The following is a 19,887-nucleotide window of genomic DNA, read 5'->3' on the forward strand; positions in this document are numbered from 1 at the left end:
AGATTTGAGATTTGAGATTTGAGATTTGAGATTTGAGATTTGAGATCAGCCTGTTAAGATACAAAAACCCCGTCAATGCTGAACCTGAAACCTCAAATTGAGCCTGCCGCAGCCTAGTTCATCCGGGGATCGATCGGCGCATTGATGATCAGCTTATAATCGCCTCCCAAATGGGTGAGGATATTTTTCCAGAGCGCGTCGTCCTCTTTGCTAAAGAGAAACTCTTTGGTTGCCCGGGTAACGATCCATGTTTTTTCCTCCATTTCAAAGTCCAGTTGCCCTTCACCCCAGCCGCTATAGCCCAGGAAAAACCGCACTTTTTCAGGAGCGATGCGCCCGCTGGAAAGCAGCGTTGCCAGCATTTCAAAGTCACCGCCCCAGTAAACTCCCTGGAGGACCTCCTTTCCACCGGGGATCTCTTCCGGGTACTGGTGCAGAAAATGCAGGTTGTCCAGGCCCACAGGCCCTCCTTCATAAACAGGGAAGTCAAGGCCCTCAAAGCCCGGTACCAGGTCGCTCAGCGTATGAATGGTTTTCCGGTTCATCACAAACCCCACACTGCCGCCGGCATCATGTTCGCAAAGGAACACGACCGTACGCACAAAATTAGGGTCGTTCAAATGAGGATTTGCTATCAAAAAGGTACCACTTTCCGGCTCCATCTCGTGTCATTTATAGAATGATTACCTCCAATGCGCTATAAAAGCAAGTTAAAGTATAAAGGTAAACAGATTTATGGTTTTTACAGATGCGGATCGATGATTATATTTGCTTTTACCCAGTTTTAACGTTCGTGAAGAAATTATTTGTATTGATAACGGTCCTGATCTCACTGTCGCTTTTGGGGATCATCCTTTTCCAGGTTTCCTGGCTAAAGAATGCGGCCATCCTGCGGGAAGACCAGGTGCGGCAAAAGATCGACAATGCTGTAAATGAGGTAGGGCTGGAGCTGATCCAGTTCAAAACGCAATACAGCACCCCTTATAATAACGACATTCCGCTTTCTCTTTTGCCCCGGTCTGCACACGACTTCTTTAAGCGTAATACGATCCATGCCAAGATGAGCCACCAGAAACTGTACGATTGGATCCGGAAGGCTTTCGACCGCGCCGGCCTGGAGGAGCTGGATTTTGAGTTCATGCTGATGCTGCGGAGCGACCAGCCTTTTGACCCCGTTGAAAAGCAGACCCCGAACTATGTTCAGGCGAAGGCAGATACCATACACAATTACTCCGGGAAAGGGGTGGGGATCGTTGTTTCGAGCGGGTCCGCCTTCGAAAACCCGGACGAAGCACTGTTTGTAGTGGCGCTCGACTATAAGAAGCTCGTGTTACGCTCCCTGACGGGAAGCATCCTGCTGGCCATATTGTTCACGTTGGTGATCATTGCTGCCTTCTTCGTAACCGTTTATACCATGCTGCGGCAGAAAAAACTCGGCGAAATAAAGAACGATTTCATCAACAACATGACCCACGAGTTCAAGACGCCGATCGCTACGATATCGCTGGCGGTAGATGCCCTGAAGAACGAAAAAGTCGTCTCGAACCGGGAACGGATGTCTTACTTCAGCGGCATCATCAAGGAAGAAAACCAGCGGATGAACAAGCAGGTGGAGGCGATTCTGAAGGCCTCACAGTTTGAAAAGCAGGAAGTAGAGCTCGACAAGACTCCCGTGCATGTTCATGAGATCATAAAACTGGTGGCCGGTAAGTTCCTGTTACAGCTTCAGGAAAAGAACGGCCGGGCCGAGCTGGCATTGGGTGCATCCAATGACCTGATCAAAGGGGATGAAGTGCATTTTACCAACCTGGTCAATAATCTTATTGACAATGCTGTAAAATATTCCAAGGAAAATGTCCCCATCCATTTAAAGATCACCTCCTATAACTCGGGAGAAAAGCTCATTTTGAAGTTTGAAGACAACGGCATCGGGATGACCAAGGAAACACAGAAAAGGGTATTTGAAAAATTTTACCGCGCGCATACCGGCAATCTTCATAATGTAAAAGGATTCGGATTGGGGCTGAACTACGTGAAATCGGTCACACATTCGCACAACGGGTCCATTAAGGTAGAAAGCGCATTGGGCAGGGGCAGCATATTTACCCTGGAGTTTCCGTTAGATACGGATGCCGGGTAGCAACGCGGGAACATCGGTGCGCTGCGTTTTGCGCACCATAAAATCATTGAACGGGGATGAAAAGTGTATATATAATACTGGTATGCTGCATGGCCGGTTGCGCCGGAAGCGGAAATGAGAAGAGGACAAAGGAGGAGCCGTACGCATACACTTACGAGCCATCGCCCATTCATGATTCCGAAAAAATACATACGGGCGACACCATAAAGTTCGAGGGCACCTATTCCGGCCTTTTGCCCTGCGCCAGCTGCGAGGGGATCGAGACCACACTCACCCTGTATGCGGACCATTCTTTTCTGATGAAGGAGGTTTATAAAGGCGGGCAGCCGGACTCTTTCGTAAATAAAGGCAAATATGAGGTAAAGAAGAATATCCTGTATTTAAAAATGGATGGGGCGGGGATCGAGCGCCCGGTTATGTACACGGTCGGGCTCAATGCGCTCACCCAGCTGGATATGAACGGGGAAGAAATAAAAGGTGCATCGGCCGGTCATTATGTGTTGATGAAAAATTAAAGCAGGGTTTGATGATCCGGATGCCAGATACTGCTGAAATCCCCGATGATCGCCTGGTTGTCTTTAAAAGAAAGCCGTTCAATCTTCAGCAGGGCGATGTCTTCTTTCCGTACTCTCCGGTAAATCGGATATAAAGTGCCGCCTTTAGCGCCTGCCGGCTGATCGGGCTCATACTGATAGGGAGGATCTACCAGGGTGCCGCGCGGGTACATGATGCCCGGAACGCCCTTACCCCGGTAGTCGAGATCTTCCGGGTGCTCCAATCCCAGTGTATGCCCGTATTCATGCGCCGCCGTGGTTGAACCCGCGTACAGATTTTCGAGTTTAAAATACCCCGTGTTGCATCCCAAACCGTCTACAAAGGAAATATTGCCCTGTGCATACTCCTCGATCCGGAAATAATTATTCCTCGGATTATCGTTCCCCAGGATTTCTTCGGGCACTATCCCGGGCTGATAGTCTGCGGTAATGTAGAACCGGACCGGCCACGCTGCGCCTTTCAGCCAAACGGACCCGCCCGGCTCATTCCACATGGCTTCGATCTCTGCCCTGATCTGTTCGGTAAGCATACTGCCGGCAGCATTGCCGTAGGTAATGATATGAGAGTGGATCCGTATCGCCTGGTTATCGTATTCAATAATGCCCATGGGGGGAAGTTAAGTCAAATTTTTGGGATGAAGCTACTGAGGCGCTGAAACACTGAAGCCGCTTCTGCTCCTGTGACGAGGAGTGGTCCCAGACGTCCGGCAAACCATTTAACCGTTGCGTCCAATTAAACGGGCGGCCTGGCAACTAAGCGTTAAGCTCATCGTTTCAAAGGCCGGAAAGGCAACAAATAACTTTGGTGCTAAGCTGCAAAAGTTTCAGCACCCCGGCCTTTCTGTATTTGCCAACGAAGCTCAGAAGCACAGATCTTTTTATATTGCGACCCTGCTCCTGTCGCCATCTCAAACGGCAATATCCCTGTATTTTTTGTACGTTTGTTTTATGACAAAGAAAGAACGCTATCAATTTGTGATCCGTTATTTTCAGGAGCATATGCCCAATCCTGAAACGGAGCTGGTTTATGACAATCCCTACCAGCTCCTGGTTGCAGTGATTCTTTCTGCACAGTGCACCGATAAACGGGTGAACATGACCACACCCCTTATTTTTGAAAAATACCCCGATCTTTCCAGTTTAAGCAAAGCCACATTTGACGAACTGTTCCCGCTGATCCGGAGCATTTCCTATCCGAACAACAAAACCAAACACCTGATCGGCATGGCCCAAAAGGTTATGCAGGATTATGATGGTACAATACCCATGACGGTAAAAGAGCTGGTCACCCTTCCCGGCGTGGGAAGGAAGACGGCCAATGTGATCACTTCGGTAGTAGAGCAGCAACCCAATATGGCGGTGGATACGCATGTGTTCCGGGTAAGCAAACGGCTGGGTCTGGTGCCGCAAAAGCTGACGACACCGCTTGCCGTGGAAAAAGAGCTGATCAGGAATATAGCGCCGGCGCTGATCCACAAGGCGCACCACTGGCTGATCCTGCATGGCCGGTACACCTGCCTGGCAAGAAATCCCAAATGCCGGGAATGTGGGCTGCAGCAGGTCTGCATCTATTTTCATCAGCTGCTAAAGCAGAACGGGTGATTTATTTTTCGGAAATATATACTAAGCGGTCCCTTTGAGCGTTTTAGTAGTGTCAGACAGATAATGAAATGAAAAGTGCTGGTGAATGCTTCAGGCATGATGGAAGGGTAATGTCCGGGAAGCAGTCTTTATTACTTCGATATGGAATATGAGCGATCAAAGAACGGTACAACCTTCTTTTGAATATCCGGAATATTGATGATTTGAACGCCCGGGCAGTTGGAGCCGCAATAGCCGGGCGGTCATTTGAGAAATGATGCGGGACTTCTTTGAACTCCCGGTTACCACACAACAGTATTGGCATACAGATTGCTGTAAATTATCAGGATTTTGCAATAACGTTTTAGCGGATCTGTTGAAGCACGAATAGGTATTGCGGCCATGGATCAATTATATCAGGAGATTTTTTAAATGGATCGCGCCCGTTTACGGTGGCTCGTTCCTATATAGTTGGCGGCGGCAAAAGAACGGCGGTACCTGTTGTTGTACGGATCTTGCAATAACGTTTTTGCATCCGTAAGGATGGCCAGGAATGAAAAAGAGTGAATAGCTGTTGCAGAACACAAAGCCCTGTAAATCATTTTTTAATTATATATGAGAAGTCGTAAACGCATACCTGGGTTTATCTCAGGTGCATGCACAAGAATGCGGGGGTGTTTTATCGCAACCGTCTTATGGGGGGCAGCCCCGGCAGCAATGGCAAACACCGCGCCCGCTGCCGCATTACAGCAAACAAAGATAACGGTTACCGGAAAGGTTACCGATGACAAAGGCGCCGCATTGCCCGCGGTGACCGTTCAGGTAAAAGGAACGCGAACGGCTGTCATAACAGATGAGACCGGTGCGTTCACCATAAATCTGGAAAATGCAAACGCAACGCTGGTATTCAGTGCGGTGGGCTATACGAACCGCGAAGAGCCGGTTAACGGAAGGGCCGACCTGGGTACGATTGCGTTACAGCCATCTACCAGCACTTCCCTGGATGAGGTCGTGGTGATCGGGTATGGTACGGCAAAGAAATCGGATTTGACGGGGGCAATAGCCACGTTAAAGTCCGATAAGCTGATGGATGCCCCGGTACCCAATGTGACGCAGGCGTTACAGGGAAAGGTGGCAGGGGTGGAAGTAAGCGTAAACAACAACGCACCGGGTGCAGGTGCCAAGGTGCGCATCCGGGGTTTAGGCTCCATTAACTCCAGCCTCGACCCGCTGTATGTTGTGGATGGAGTGGTTGGTGTGGACGCCAACACCTTAAACCCCAACGATATTGCATCTATGGAGGTATTTAAAGATGCATCATCCACGGCTATCTATGGTGCCCGTGGCGCCAATGGTGTGGTCATGATCACAACAAAGAGGGGGCGCAGGGGCGGAACGCAGGTTTCCTATGAGGGAAATGTGAATGTGGCACAACTATCCCGGCATTTGCGCTCGCTAAATGCTTCTGAGTTTATGAAGGTATATAATGATGCCATTGCCAATGCAGACAAATTCAATCCTGATCCGGTAAACAGTCCCTATACACCTCCGCCCGCATTAAACCATCAGAACTATCCCGACCTGTTTGATGCAAACGATCAGCCGATCTATAATACCAACTGGGAGTCGGAAGTGTATAAACCGGCAACCTCAACCAGTCATCAGCTGAATTTCCAGGGTGGAAATGACAAAACAACTTTTGGGCTTTCATTGGGTTACCTGGATCAAAAAGGGATCATGACCCAGTCCTGGTTTAAACGGTATTCTGCCCGGTTTACCCTGGATAATGAAGTGAACAAGTGGCTGAAGATCGGGGGAAGCATTGGTGTTGTAAAAGGGTTACAACGGATGGTGTCCGATGGCAACGGGGGCCTGAATGTTCCCCGGATGGTGGCGGAAGCGCTGCCGATCCTGCCGGTGAAATACCCAGGCGGTGTATGGGCCGGCAACAGTGATATAGCGGGTATGGAAGGTGGCGCAAATCCCGTTCATATTGCAACGAACCGTTATTCGCTGAATAATACCGTTCAAACCCTGGGAAATACGTACCTGCTGTTCCGGCTTGCCAAAGGACTGGAGTTCAAATCTGACTTTGGGTATAACCTCAATAATCTGAAAAATAATTTCTATTCCGCAATGGACCTGCATAACCTGTCTATGGATGCGGGTGGGGAAGCCAATTTAAATACCTATCAGAATAGCTACTGGCAATCTGAAAATTACCTGACCTGGAATAAGGATTTTTCAAACGGACACCGGATGACGGCAATGCTGGGGGCCTCCTGGCAGAAATACAACCAGGAACGTCTCCGGGCAGATAACCAGCAGTTCATTGATGACATTTTCCAATGGCATTATTTACAGGCGGGCGCCGTAAGAAATGCTTCTGAATCCGAAGACTACCAGTGGGCGATGAATTCCTATTATGCAAGGGTGACCTATAATATCCAGAATAAGTATTTATTTACCGCTACAGGCCGTTATGATGGGTCTTCCAAGTTTGGTAAAAACAATAAATATGCCTTCTTCCCCTCCCTGGGTGTTGCCTGGCGGGCCTCTGAGGAAGATTTCCTGAAAAACAGCAATGTGATCAGTGATCTGAAAATAAGAGCGAGCTATGGAGCGGCCGGTAACCAGGAAATTGATCCGTATACTTCTTTACAGAAGATACAGCCCGGCTCTACGGTGCTGGGAGGCAACCTGGCAACCTCGTTGGTACCCACCAATATGGGAAACCCCGATCTGAAATGGGAAGTATCCTGGCAGGGTGATGCCGGTGTGGAACTGGGCCTCTGGAATAACCGGGCCTACCTGACTGCGGATGTGTATTCACGTACTACAAAAGACCTGCTATTGCAAACACCCATTCCCTGGTCTGGGGGATTTGATCAGGCCTATGTATACCGCAATATCGGGTCGGTAAGAAATACCGGGTTGGAGATCAGCCTGAATACGGTGAATATTGATCATCCGGATTTTAAATGGTCGACCAATTTCATTTTTGCCACCAACCGCAACCGTATCCTGCAATTGAACGACGGGAATGCGGATATTTTTCCCGGGCCTAACTTTTTAGGTCAAACAAATATTTTACGCGTAGGGGAAGCCATCGGTACCTTCTGGGGAAGAACCCGCCTGGGCACCTATAGTGAAGATGAGGCCGCTCTGGCGGCAACACAGAACCTGAAGCCGGGCGACCGGAAATACCTGTTGGATGAGGATGGTACGGAACATTATGGTGTGATCGGGAGGGCAAACCCCAAGTGGACGGGGACTTTTTCCAGCACCATAAATTACAAGGATTTCGATTTTTCCTTCGATATCCGTTTTGTGCAGGGAATGAATACCGCGGCCACTTTTAAGCATTCTACGGAAGACCGCCAGACGATCGCGAACAGCCTGGCAACGGTACTGGATGCCTGGACCCCGGAGCATCAGAATACCATGATCTCCCAGGTAAGGCCGTATAAGTTTGCCCAGGATTCCAAATTTGATACCTGGTGGGTGGAAGATGGTTCCTATATACGCGGTCAGAACTTTATATTAGGCTATTCGATCCCTAAAACCACTATTGATCGCTGGAACATTCAAAAGTTAAGGATCTATGCAAGTGTTCAAAATCTGTTCCTGAGTACCAAATATACAGGCTACGACCCCGAAGTCGATACGTACAATACAAGAGTAGGGAGTAACGGAACCTTTTCACAAAACCTCGATTTCTTTTCCTACCCGCGCCCGCGTGTATGGAATCTGGGGGTAAGCCTCGTATTCTAAAAATAAAATATGAACATAATGAAAAATAGAAAATATTTAGCAGGTGCGGCATTGATCTTATTGTTGGCATCCTGTACCAAATTCCTGGAAGAGAAGCCCACTTCCTTTATCACACCCGATTCGAAGCTGACCAGTGGCAAAGTAGCCCGGGCTTTTGCCGATGGCTGTTACCAGAATTTGAGCAAAGCCGTATTAGGTGGCCAGCCTTCCTCTTACGGGGGAAATACCTGGAATCTTATGGAATATATGACAGGGAAATCCGGAAGCGACCTGGGACAAACGAACTATACCACGTTCCAGAGCCTTGCATACAACAGCACTTCGTTTTATTTTGATACCTGGTGGCAATATTTATACAAAGGAATTGGAGCCTGCAACGAAGCCATTGTTTCCATTCCGAAGATCGTAGCCGGGGATTTAAGCGATGAGTCCAAAACCAATATGGTGGCAGAAGCCCATACATTGAGGGCGCTCTACTATTTTTACCTGGTGCGTATGTACGGCGCTGTGCCGAAGGTTACCGAACTGGCAACGAGTTTTGATCAGCTGAAATTGCCAAGAACGCCTGCCAAAGCTATTTATGACAGCATCATCATCCCGGATCTGCTTATTGCGGAAAAGTCTACCCTGGCCTGGCGGAGCGGAACGGGCACCATTTCCATGGGCGCCGTAAAAACGATTTTAGCAGATGTATATTTAACATATGCCGGCGCGGCCATCAACGGCGGCAATGAATATTACGCGGAGTCTGCAAAACGTTCGCTGGAGGTGATCAATAACGGAGGGTACAGTCTGTTTCCTGAATATACCGATATGATCAATCCGGCGAATAAGAACACGAAGGAGTTTATTTTGCAGGTACAGTATTCGGCTTCGGCAAACCAGAACAACCCGCTAACGCCGCTGACCATTCCGAACTACTCCGGCATCTCCAAATATTCGGATGAATACGGATCGGTGTATCCTTCCAAGCAGTTCATCGCGTCATTCCCCGCAGGAGATAAGCGGGCGAAAGAACGTCAATTTTTTTACAGCAGTTATCCCAGTGCCAAGGACGGTAAGGTGGTTACCTTTTCACATCCCTACCTGTACAAATGGTTTGATGTAAATGCAGTAACCAATACTGTTAAGTCCAATTTAAACTATACGTTGTACCGGTATGCGGATGTATTGCTGATGTACGCAGAAGCTTCCAACCGGGCAGAAGGTGCGCCAAATGTACGGGCGCTGCAGTGCCTGAATGCCATTCGCACAAGGGCACAGCTGGCGCCTTTTGCAAATACCGGCAAGGATGCTTTTGAAAAAGAAGTGTGGTCGCAGCGTTATTTTGAATTGTGTTTTGAAAATAAAATGTGGTTTGATATGCTGCGTACAAGAAAGGTACGCAATGATGTTACCGGCGCCTGGGATAATTTTGTCGGGCATAAAACAGTGTTCAATGCAACGTTCTCTGAAAAGCAATTGTTGTTCCCCGTGCCTAAACAGGAAACAGATGTGAATCCGAATCTGCTGCCCAATAATACCGGGTTTTAAAAAGCAGGTGTTCATGAAATAAAAAAGGGTCCGGTGCTGCCGGGCCCTTTTTTTATCCGGGAAAAACATTTACAAATAGCTAAGATCCGTTTTTGGCGTCAGCGCCAGCAATGTTTCATACATCAGCCGGATGGTATTTTCAATATCCTTTTTATGGATCATTTCTACTGTCGTGTGCATATACCGCAACGGCATTGATATCAGCACAGAAGGACAGCCGTCATTGGCATAGGCAAAGGAGTCCGTATCGGTTCCGGTGCTGCGGCTTAATGCCCGCCATTGCACCGGGATCTTATTTTTTTCTGCGATGTTTTCAACAAAGCTTAGGAGCTTGTTGTGTACTGCCGGCGCATAAGCCAGCGAAGGGCCATTGCCACACAATACATCCCCTTCAATATTTTTGTTGATCATGGGGGTGTTGGTGTCATGTGTCACATCGGTTACAATGGCAATATCAGGTTTGATCCGGCGTGCGATCATTTCTGCGCCCCGCAAGCCGATCTCCTCCTGTACGGCATTGACCACATACAAACTATAAGGCAATATTTTTTTATTTTCTTTCAGCAAACGGGCAACCTCGGCAATCATAAAACCACCGATCCGGTTATCAAAAGCACGTCCTACAAAATGGTCCCCTGCCAGCTCGTCGAACCCATCCTGGTAGGTAACCACGGCGCCTACGTGTATGCCCAGCGATTCGATCTCTTTTTTGCTGCGGGCACCACAGTCGAGCCAGATATTTTCTGTTTTGGGCTGGGTCTCATTTTCCTTCCCGATACGGGTATGAATGGCCGGCCATCCGAACACGGCTTTTACTGGCCCTTTTTTGCCATGAATAAAAACGCGCTGAGCCGGAGCGATCTGGTGATCCGCGCCGCCGTTCCGCTTCACGTAGATCAGCCCTTTATCTGTAATATAGTTCACAAACCAGCCGATCTCATCCGCATGCGCCTCGATGACCACTTTAAACGGCTGACCGGGGTTAATAACCCCCACGGCAGTACCGTACGGGTCTACAAAATGCGTATCTATATGAGGTGTGAGGTAATCGAGCCATAATTTCTGTCCCCATGATTCAAAACCGACCGGAGATGCATTGTTGATGTAGTTCTTTAAGAACAGCAATGCTTCATCTGTTAATACCGGTTTGGATGCCTTGCTCTTTTTCCCTTTTTCCTTTGTACTTGATTTAACCATAATGATCATTTAAGAGCACCAAACGTACATAAATTTTATTAAGAATCGGCGGGCAGGGGGAATTATCAGGCCTGGGAATCTGAAAATTTGTAAATGTGGGAATGTGAAAATGTGGAGATGTGTGAATGGGGGATTGCCTGAAATTTCAAACTTCACATATGGAAACTTCAAACCGTTAGGGCACGTGGATGTACTTGTGGAGCTGCAGGCTCAGCTCCCATTGCGGGTGTTGTTTAATATAATCTACAATGAGTGGGGTCATGGCAGCAGCCTTGCTCCACTCGGGCTGCAGGTAGAGCTTACAATCCGGGGATACCTGTGCCGCGAACCGCTCACCCCAGGAAAAGTCTGTTTTATTATAAACGATGATCTTTAATTCGTTTGCCCGGGGCAGGATCTCCGGCAGGGGTTGTTTGAATTTTTTTGGAGACAGGCAGATCCAGTCCCAGCTGCCGGAAAGGGGCGCGGAGCCGGATGTTTCGATATTGGTGGCGATCCCGTTTTCCCGGAGGGCGGTTGTCAGTGCTTCGAGCGGATGAAGCAGTGGTTCGCCACCCGTGACCACGGCGATGGGGGCGGCTGTTTTTTTCACCGCTTCCACGATAGCCGCAACAGACCATTGCGGATGCGCGTTGAACGGCCAGCTTTCCTTAACATCACACCAGGTACATCCTACATCGCATCCTCCCAGGCGGATGAAATAGGCGGCTTTTCCCTGGTGGTAGCCTTCACCCTGGATGGTATAAAAGTGCTCCATAACGGGATAGCAGCCGTTAAATGTTGCAGGGGTGGTATGTGATTTCTGATTTCTGATATCTATTGTCTCTTGTCTAACGTCTAACGTCTAATGTCCAATGTCTCTTGTCTGCCAAACCAGTTAAGAAACGGAAACACCATCCAGGTAGGTGGTGAACCTTGAACATTAAACCTTAAGCTGGCCTGTCGAAGCTTAATTCCGGTCGTCGCAGGCCCTGAAGGTATTCTTCATCAATGCTGCGATGGTCATTGGACCCACACCACCCGGAACGGGGGTAATAAAACTTGTTTTTGGGGCTACATTTTTAAAATCTACATCGCCTACCAGGCGGTGCCCCGATTTTTTAGTGGCATCTTTTATGCGCGTAATGCCCACGTCGATGACAACGGCCCCTTCTTTGACCATATCGGCGGTTACAAACTCGGGAATGCCGATAGCTGCAACAATGATATCCGCCTGCTGGCAGATCTCTTTCAGGTTGGCGGTCTTCGAGTGGCACAGCGTTACGGTACAGTTGCCGGGATTGGAGTTGTTGCTCAGCAGGATGCTCATCGGGCGGCCCACAATATGGCTTCTTCCGATCACCACGGCATGTTTTCCTTTTGTTTCAATTTTATGATGTTCCAGCAGCAGCAGGATCCCGTAAGGAGTAGCGGAGACAAAGGCATCTTTCTCTCCCAGTGTCATTTTACCAATATTTACCGGATGGAACCCATCCACATCTTTGGCAGGGTCGATGGTTTCGATCACCTTTTTTTCTGAAATATGATCCGGAAGGGGAAGCTGCACCAGGATGCCGTCCACATTCATATCTTCATTGAGCTCCTCGATCTTTTCCAGGAGCTTCAGTTCAGTAACATCTTCTTCAAAATGGATCAGCGTAGAAACAAAACCGATCTCATTACAGGTTTTTACCTTGGAGGCCACATAGGTTTCGCTGGCGCCGTTATTTCCTACAAGAATGGCCGCAAGGTGCGGCACTTTTTTACCGGTAGCTGCGCGCTGCGCCACGTCGATCTCAAGGGAATCCAGGATTACTTTTGCTGTTTCTTTTCCGTTCAGTAGTTGCATAGGCCGCAAAGGTAGCTAAAGTTTCAGGCTTATTGAAAACATTCCGGTCCTGATATCTGTCCGCGAAATAATTTTAAGCTCTTGCTGCATGGCGCAAAAAGCGGCGCCTGCCGGAAACGGTCAGCGAGGCCGCCATTTTGAATTGGGCCTGCGCCTGTTTGTGATCCAACAGCGAACGACCGTGTTTCCGGTTGTTTTTTTTCTAAAAAATGACTTGATTCTAATCAAATTTTTTAATTTTTTCGAAATTATTGTCCTCTACTCCAAGATATTGTAAATCAATATAAAACGTTAGCTATGCAACTATTTTACTTGTTAATTAACGTCTGTTAGCGTTTTCCTTTCGTTAAGAAAACATCAACAGTTTGTTAAAACGTTGTACTTTGCATGGATTATTTGGCTGACTTCTGGATGTGATTGACTTTATGACTGACTATATTTTCTATTAACAAAAAAAAATCCATGAGAAAACTTGTATTGCTATTAGCATTAGTGACCTGTTCCTTGCTGGTTTTTGCACAGACAAGGACCATAACAGGTACAGTTAAGGATGAATCGGGGAATGCCGTCCCCTTTGCGACCATCGCAGAAAAAGGCGCAAAAAATGCTGTTTCAGCGGATGCTGATGGAAATTTCACGATGCACGTTAAGGAAGGTGCAACGCTTACCATTTCGGCAGCCGGGTTTAACCCCATTGATAAAAGTACATTAGAAGACCTCAAAGAGATCGTATTGAACAAGGAGGGTAAGGAAACGATCGAGGAGGTGGTGGTTACGGCCGTGGGTGTAAAGCGGGCCGAACGTTCGCTGGGGTATGCTTCCACGCAGATCAATGCGGAACAGCTTACGGCCACCGGTAACCGGAGCGCCTTGAATGCCCTGCAGGGAAAGGTTCCCGGGGTGGAAATTACCTCTGCTTCCGGTGCCCCCGGAGCATCTACGCGTATCATTATGCGTGGTTTCAGCTCTTTGGGCGGATCCAACCAGCCGCTTTTTGTAGTGGATGGTGTACCGGTTAGCAACGGGCAGGTGGGGACATCCGATCTTAATGGCGGTCTGGATTTTGGTAACCGTGGAAATGATATTAACCCGAATGATATCGAATCGATCAATATCCTGCAGGGGGGATCGGCAACAGCCCTTTATGGTTCCCGGGCTGCATCCGGTGTGGTGCTGATCACCACAAAGAACGGGTCAAAGTCCAACGGAAAGGCAAGTGTGGACATTGCGTCGGCCACTACCTTCGAAACGCCGCTCCGGTTGCCGTTCATGCAAAATGAGTTCGGACAGGGCTGGTATAACCGCAGCACGGCAGAAGGTGGTGACCTGGCCGAGAATGGTAGCTGGGGTCCCCGCTTTGACGGGGTTAACCGTCCCTGGGGATTTGTGGTAGATAACCAGCAGCTGGTAAAACCCTATTCTGCATTAAAATCAAATGTGCGGGATTTTTTCGAGGTGGGTAAAACACTGAACAATTCGATCGCCGTAAAAAATGGTGATGAGAACAAGAGCTATTATATTTCTTACGGGAATATTTTGGCCGATGGGATCATGCCAACCGATGCGGATTCCTATAAAAGACATAACGTAGCATTGAGAGGGGCCAGCAAATTTTTAAAAATATTCAATGCAAGCGCTTCCGTAAACTACGTCAATAAATCCTCAAAATTTGTACTGACCGGTCAGGATCAATCGGTGCTTGATGGCTTGTGGCAGGCGCCCCGGGATATCAGTTTTGTGGATCAGGAGGACTATAACAACAAGTTTTACAATGTTGACAATTATTATACGCTTTACGCGCAGAACCCCTATTATGTGCTGAATGAGCATGGGAACCGGTTTGAAGAGAACCGTATATTCGGAAATTTGTCTTTGGACGCAAAAATTGCCCCCTGGTTAACGGCTACCTTTAAAGCTGGTAATGATGTTTCAAGCAGCGCTGGAAAAAGCTGGAGGGCCATTACCACATCCGCCCGGTCAAGCAGCAACGACGATGCCGGCAGGGTTATAGAGGCGTCTTATTTCTCTTCGGAATTCAACACCGACTTTTTCCTGAACATCAAACCCCATATCAACCAGGATTTCACATTGGATGCGATCGTGGGACATAACTTTAACCAGCGGGATGGCCGGACACAAACCACCCAGGTGATCGGTCTGGATATTCCGGGATTCTACAATTTGTCCAACAGTTCCTCCAAACCATTGGTTGCTGGTACCTTGTCCAAGCGCCGGCTGGTGGGGGTTTATGGAAGTGCAAATATCGGGTTCAGGAATATGCTGTTCCTGAACGTTACCGGCAGAAATGACTGGTCATCCACGCTGCCGGCGTCCAACAGGTCATTTTTTTACCCGGGAGCAAGCCTCAGCTTTGTGTTCTCTGAGCTGATCCCCAACAAAGATGTGCTGTCCTTTGGTAAAATCCGCATGGGTGCTGCAAGGACCGGTAAGGATGCAGATCCGTACCAGATCTTTGCGGTGCTGACCCAAACCGCGCTGGGTGACGGGTACCGTAACTTTAATTTTCCGCTGCCGGAAGGGGTCAATGGTTTTACCGTGTCGAACCTGATCGGTAACCAGAACCTGCAGCCGGAGATATCCACCGACTACGAGATCGGTGCGGATCTGAAATTTTTCAGAAGCCGGATCGGGCTGAATTTAACGGCTTACAACAAGACCATCACCAACCTGATCTGGACATCCACCATTCCTTCCACTACCGGTTTTACGGCGCAAACGCAAAACCTGGGTAAGATCACCAACAAAGGTGTGGAGGTTGCGCTGAACCTTATTCCCGTACAAACCGAAGACTGGAACTGGGAAGTGTTTGCCAACTACTCCCGCAACAAAAATGAACTTGTGGAGCTGGTAGAAGGATTGGACCAGATCTCCCTGGGCGGTACCGGATCGATCGGGTTTGTTGCACGCCCCGGAAACCCGCTTGGCTTGTTTGAAGGAACGGTTGTTGAAACCGATCCTAAGGGAAGAGTGGTGGTGAATGCCCAAGGGCTGCCGAATATGAGCGCAGAAAAACAACCCTTGGGTTCTTCTCCGAACAAATTCAGGATCGGAGGCGGAACTTCTTTAAGTTATAAGAACTGGAGCATGCGCCTCGTAGGTGATTACCGGAACGGCGGTGTGATGTACTCTCGTACTGCCGAAATGATGTATTTTACCGGTAATGCCATACAGACCACCTACAATGACCGGCAGCCGTTCATCATCCCCAACTCCGTGCAGAAGATCGATGGTGAATATGTAGAAAATACAACACCCATCGCCGGGTTTGATCATAATTTGAATGCGTATTTTAATCAGACCAATAACGCAGGAATTGGATCCGCCTATGTGTTGATGTCGAAGACCTTTTTTAAATTAAGAGAATTCAGCTTATACTATTCATTCCCTAAAGAGTGGATCTCCAAATCCTTTATCCGGTCTGTGGATCTCGGCCTTATCGGCACCAACTTACTGTTGTGGACGCCAAGCTCGAATCCGTTCACGGATCCGGAGCAAACAACATTTGGTAATGATATGGAGGCCGATTACGGTGACTTTGGTGCTGCCCCCACTACCAGGAGTATTGGATTTAACTTAAAACTCGGGTTTTAGCGAATTACTAACACTAAAAAGGAAAAAAATGAATATTAAGAATTATATATTGATCTTTATAACCGCAGGGGTACTGGCAAGCGGTTGTAAAAAGGGATTTTTTGATATCAATGTCAGTCCCAACAACCCGGCAGAGGCAACACCGGCCCTGGTTCTACCAAGCGGGATCGCCGGCACTGCATTTGTTTTTGGCGGGTATTACCAGGCGGTGGGTGCCTTCTGGACCCAGCAATACGCACAGTCGTCAGGGGCTTCCCAGTGGGCCGATTGGGAGTCGTATAACCTGACGAACAATGATTTTGACCGCCAGTTCACCACATTGTACGCCGGTGCGCTTTATGACTATAACTATGTAAAGGAAAAAGCCAGTGAAAAAAGCGACTGGAAGCTTTATGCAATAGCAGGTTTAATGCAGGCCTATACGTTCCAGGTACTTGCAGACCTGTATGATAAAATACCTTTTTCCGAAGCGCTCAACGGTGTAGGTACCCTGCAGCCCAAATATGACGACGGGCAAGCGGTATATGAAGGGTTGATCGGTATGATCGATGATGCGATGTCCAAAGATTTTTCAGCATCAACCGTTTCGGATCCCGGTGCTGCAGATGTTGTGTTCGGAGGAGATATGAGCAAATGGCGGCAGTTTGCCAATACATTGAAGTTAAAGATCTATCTCCGTTATGTGAATGTGGATGCAAACAAATACAGCGCCCAGATCAAAGCATTGCTGGCAGAGAACGATTTTCTGACAGAAGATGCCATGTTTAAATCGTTCAAAAAAGAAGAAACAGCGGCAAACCCGTTCTACAATACGTTTGTTGATCGGTTAGCCGGTAACGTGATCGCCAATACCACCCTTATGGAATGGCTGACAGAAAACAATGACCCCCGGAGGGATACGATCTATACGGCTTCCGAAACAGGAAGCACCTGGGCATCCCTGCATTCCGGTGACTATCTTACCGCTACAGGTACTATTAAAAGCTATGCAACACCCAGCATCCATGCTACCTACCCGGTGTACTTTTTTACCGCAGAAGAAACCTTGTTCCTGATCGCCGAAGCGGAGGCCCGTTACGGAGCTGCGGCCAATGCAAAAGATGCATTCGATGCAGCAGTGGAAGCGTCATTTGCCAGCTATGGGATGGAAGATGATGCCATTGTTTACCCGTACAACGGTATTCAGTCGATCATTGAGCAAAAATGGGTGGCGTCTACCAATAAAAGATCTCTGGAAGCGTTTTTTGACTATAACCGGACCGGGTATCCTGCAAATACCTTTACCAGGCCCGCAACTTCCATCTGGGCAAACGACGACCGTCCCAAGCGGTTCTTTTTCCCGGCAAGCGAGCAAAAATCCAATTCCAACACACCACAAAGGGTTGACCTGAACGTGCCTGTATGGTGGGCTAAATAATAAAAACCGAAGACATGAATAAGAAAATACTGAATATACTGATCCTTTTGGCGGTTTGCGTTACTGCGGTAACTTCCTGCACAAAAGATTCCAAAGGTGTGTCTTTTATGACGACCTATGCAGATATGACCATGAACGGGCCCAGCACGCTCTTCTGGGAGTTGGGAGAGGCTTTTGTTGACCCGGGTTGCGAGGCAAAAGAAGGCGAAACAGATCTTACCAGCCAGATCGCGGCCAAGTCGAATGTAGATGCTACAAAGGGCGGAATTTATAACATTACCTATTCTGTGAACAACAGCGATGGGTACCCCGCTTCCGTAAGCCGTACCGTTATTGTGTATGAGAAAAGCGCTCCTTTGAATGGGTATTATGATTCTAAAATAGACCGCGACAACGCCGGGGTAAAATCAAGCAGAGGACCCTTCAGCGTGTTGGTGTTTGGGGTTGGGAATAATGAATATCATATTCAGGATCTGTTAGGGCGCTGGTACGACCTGGGAAATAGCTACGGCCCGGCCTATGCCGGCCCCGGGGTGATCAAACTGAAAGGGGATAACACTTTTGAGATCGTATCTGCGGAACCTTTGGCATGGGGATACCCCTGTCTTTTTACCGATGTATCTACTTATACACCGGCGACAAAAACCCTTGTTCTGCATACAAGAATGGAAGATGTTGCAACGATGCTGTTCAAAGTCACACTGAACAATCCGTCACCGATCGAATAATGTTTTTGATAGCGGATCGCGGATGTGATCCTTAAGCATATTAGATTAGAACAGGTTCAACAGATCATTAAACACAATAAAAGCATACGAATGAAAACAATATATTTTTTGGGCGCCGCGCTGATTTTGTCCCTTGCCTTTTTCTCCTGCCAGAAGAAAGTGGAAAAAGAGTATAACTGGGCTTACCCTGTTGCCGGCGACTGGACGTTAAAGGCGGCTATCGGTGACCAGGTGGTGGCCGGTCCCTTTGAAGTAAAAATCTATAACTCTTCCTTTGGTCAGGACTCCATATGGCTGGATGATTATAACGGCAACTTCTACCAGATGAAGTTCAAGGCAAAAGTGGATATGTCAAATTTGACATTTGAAACCGGGGGGTCCAAGAATGCAATAGCAGGCTATGGCATTAATGTTAAGTTAACCGAAGGTAAGGTCATTAACAAGGACAGCATAGCATTTAAAGTGGAGTTTTCTGATGATCCCGGAACGATCTTTTCAGTCTCCGGACATCGGACCACTTCATATGATGAGTATATGCAGGATTAGCAGGATCGATATCTTTTCGAATGCCGGATAACCATAAGGTTACCGGATAATAAAAATAGGAGAAGGCTGTACCAGGTACCCGGTACAGCCTTCTTTTGCGGATGTCTTTCCCCTTCCCATAGGGCAAAGGGCAGCGATCTGTTTTATAATAGACCGGTGTTTATTTTAAAATATGTTTTTACAACGAACCGGGGTTCGTTGTTGGTAGAAGAGGCGAGGCCTTGCCTCTTGCCCTTTGCGTATATTTTTTACAAGCAGGCTTGTAAAAAGGCCATCTGCCTGTATATATAAACAACTCCGGAATTGATTCGGGGTTAAAAGCATGCGATAGTGTGGTGCGTTCCATGGGCACGGTGCATTTTCCGCGTGAAGATCGAATGTATAATGTGTTATCAGCTTCACTTTTCGCTGCCAATGACAAAGGATATGAGCCGCTGCCAATCCATCAGGCTCCTTTCTTTTCTTTACACCTTGTGCAGGTCTGCAGCAAGGCAATGTGGAGAAGCGGATCTGTGCAGTTCCGTTACTTGCCTGCTTTTACGGTTGACCATTAAATTCTTAAAACTAACTTGAAGCATATGCGATAGCTATCAGGATTTGCTCTGCTTTTCGTCCCCGATTGATCGGGAGAAAAGTGAAAAAGAAAGGCAGCGGCAGACCTTGAAATATTCCGATCTATCGAAATTGTTTGTCATTGCCGCATTCATTAGGCCCTATAAAAAACTATCCTGGCGGCTATGATGTCCTTTTCATTGTTAGCAGGGTCATATCCCGGAGTCGCATTGTGTAACAGACCCGTAACGGCCTGCCGGAGGTCCCATGATCAGCGGTTACTGCCATTCCCCACAGACCCATCGGGGCGCCTTCGATTCTTCAAAATAGGAGTTGTCCTGTTTTTTTCTTCATTTAAGGACAAAAATGCTTTGTCCTCTTATAAAAAAACATCATTTGTAAATTATTAATAAACAAACAATTGT

General features: G+C 47.9%; 14 protein-coding genes. 9 read left to right on the plus strand and 5 right to left on the minus strand.

Translation table 11 applies throughout. The features are described from left to right. Positions 1–113: 113 nt before the first annotated feature. On the minus strand, positions 114–662 hold the full coding sequence (locus B160_RS0100005) for a YqgE/AlgH family protein (protein WP_018625778.1): 549 nt from the start codon (positions 660–662) through the stop codon (positions 114–116). Between the two features lie 131 nt (positions 663–793). On the opposite strand from B160_RS0100005, the gene B160_RS0100010 reads away from it, so the two are divergent. Continuing rightward, positions 794–2,140 (plus strand): sensor histidine kinase, encoded by a 1,347-nt coding sequence (locus B160_RS0100010; RefSeq protein ID WP_040679331.1) that lies wholly within the window; start codon positions 794–796, stop codon positions 2,138–2,140. Between the two features lie 56 nt (positions 2,141–2,196). Continuing rightward, positions 2,197–2,655, plus strand: a complete 459-nt coding sequence (locus B160_RS27975; protein WP_018625780.1) for a copper resistance protein NlpE — start codon at positions 2,197–2,199, stop codon at positions 2,653–2,655. Here B160_RS27975 and B160_RS0100020 read toward each other — a convergent pair. Continuing rightward, complete coding sequence (locus B160_RS0100020) at positions 2,652–3,302, minus strand: peptidase M10 (RefSeq protein WP_018625781.1); 651 nt, start codon at positions 3,300–3,302, stop codon at positions 2,652–2,654. The genes B160_RS27975 and B160_RS0100020 overlap by 4 nt on opposite strands. A 115-nt stretch (positions 3,303–3,417) precedes the next feature. Here B160_RS0100020 and nth point away from each other — a divergent pair, with 115 nt between their 5' ends. The 3 genes from nth to B160_RS0100040 all read left to right on the plus strand — a co-directional run bounded on the left by nth (position 3,418) and on the right by B160_RS0100040 (position 9,582). Beyond that, on the plus strand, positions 3,418–4,296 hold the full coding sequence (gene nth / locus B160_RS0100025; RefSeq protein ID WP_018625782.1) for an endonuclease III: 879 nt from the start codon (positions 3,418–3,420) through the stop codon (positions 4,294–4,296). A gap of 594 nt (positions 4,297–4,890) precedes the next feature. Further along, complete coding sequence (locus B160_RS0100035) at positions 4,891–8,049, plus strand: SusC/RagA family TonB-linked outer membrane protein (RefSeq protein WP_211218021.1); 3,159 nt, start codon at positions 4,891–4,893, stop codon at positions 8,047–8,049. 18 nt (positions 8,050–8,067) lie between these two features. Further along, positions 8,068–9,582, plus strand: coding sequence for a RagB/SusD family nutrient uptake outer membrane protein (locus B160_RS0100040; RefSeq protein ID WP_018625785.1), 1,515 nt, complete (start codon positions 8,068–8,070; stop codon positions 9,580–9,582). A gap of 69 nt (positions 9,583–9,651) precedes the next feature. Here B160_RS0100040 and B160_RS0100045 read toward each other — a convergent pair whose 3' ends face one another. The 3 genes from B160_RS0100045 to folD all read right to left on the minus strand — a co-directional run bounded on the left by B160_RS0100045 (position 9,652) and on the right by folD (position 12,607). After that, positions 9,652–10,779, minus strand: a complete 1,128-nt coding sequence (locus tag B160_RS0100045; protein WP_051107113.1) for a M42 family metallopeptidase — start codon at positions 10,777–10,779, stop codon at positions 9,652–9,654. Between the two features lie 175 nt (positions 10,780–10,954). Beyond that, positions 10,955–11,536 carry a 7-carboxy-7-deazaguanine synthase QueE gene (locus B160_RS0100050; protein ID WP_018625787.1) on the minus strand — a complete coding sequence of 194 codons (582 nt, stop codon included), beginning with the start codon at positions 11,534–11,536 and terminating at the stop codon, positions 10,955–10,957. 192 nt (positions 11,537–11,728) lie between these two features. Beyond that, positions 11,729–12,607 carry a bifunctional methylenetetrahydrofolate dehydrogenase/methenyltetrahydrofolate cyclohydrolase FolD gene (folD, locus tag B160_RS0100055; protein ID WP_018625788.1) on the minus strand — a complete coding sequence of 293 codons (879 nt, stop codon included), beginning with the start codon at positions 12,605–12,607 and terminating at the stop codon, positions 11,729–11,731. 462 nt (positions 12,608–13,069) lie between these two features. On the opposite strand from folD, the gene B160_RS0100065 reads away from it, so the two are divergent. The 4 genes from B160_RS0100065 to B160_RS0100080 all read left to right on the plus strand — a co-directional run bounded on the left by B160_RS0100065 (position 13,070) and on the right by B160_RS0100080 (position 18,910). Beyond that, positions 13,070–16,219, plus strand: a complete 3,150-nt coding sequence (locus B160_RS0100065) for a SusC/RagA family TonB-linked outer membrane protein (protein ID WP_040679179.1) — start codon at positions 13,070–13,072, stop codon at positions 16,217–16,219. Positions 16,220–16,247: 28 nt separating this feature from the next. Then, positions 16,248–17,636: a SusD/RagB family nutrient-binding outer membrane lipoprotein gene (locus tag B160_RS0100070; protein ID WP_018625791.1), complete on the plus strand. Its 1,389-nt coding sequence runs from the start codon at positions 16,248–16,250 to the stop codon at positions 17,634–17,636. Between the two features lie 14 nt (positions 17,637–17,650). Continuing rightward, on the plus strand, positions 17,651–18,364 hold the full coding sequence (locus B160_RS0100075; RefSeq protein ID WP_018625792.1) for a BT_2262 family domain-containing protein: 714 nt from the start codon (positions 17,651–17,653) through the stop codon (positions 18,362–18,364). Positions 18,365–18,454: 90 nt separating this feature from the next. After that, positions 18,455–18,910, plus strand: a complete 456-nt coding sequence (locus B160_RS0100080; protein WP_018625793.1) for a lipid-binding protein — start codon at positions 18,455–18,457, stop codon at positions 18,908–18,910. The last annotated feature ends 977 nt before the right edge of the window (positions 18,911–19,887 follow it).

Origin of the sequence: Niabella aurantiaca DSM 17617 (genome assembly GCF_000374125.1) — a bacterium.
Classification (GTDB): Bacteria; Bacteroidota; Bacteroidia; order Chitinophagales; family Chitinophagaceae; genus Niabella; species Niabella aurantiaca.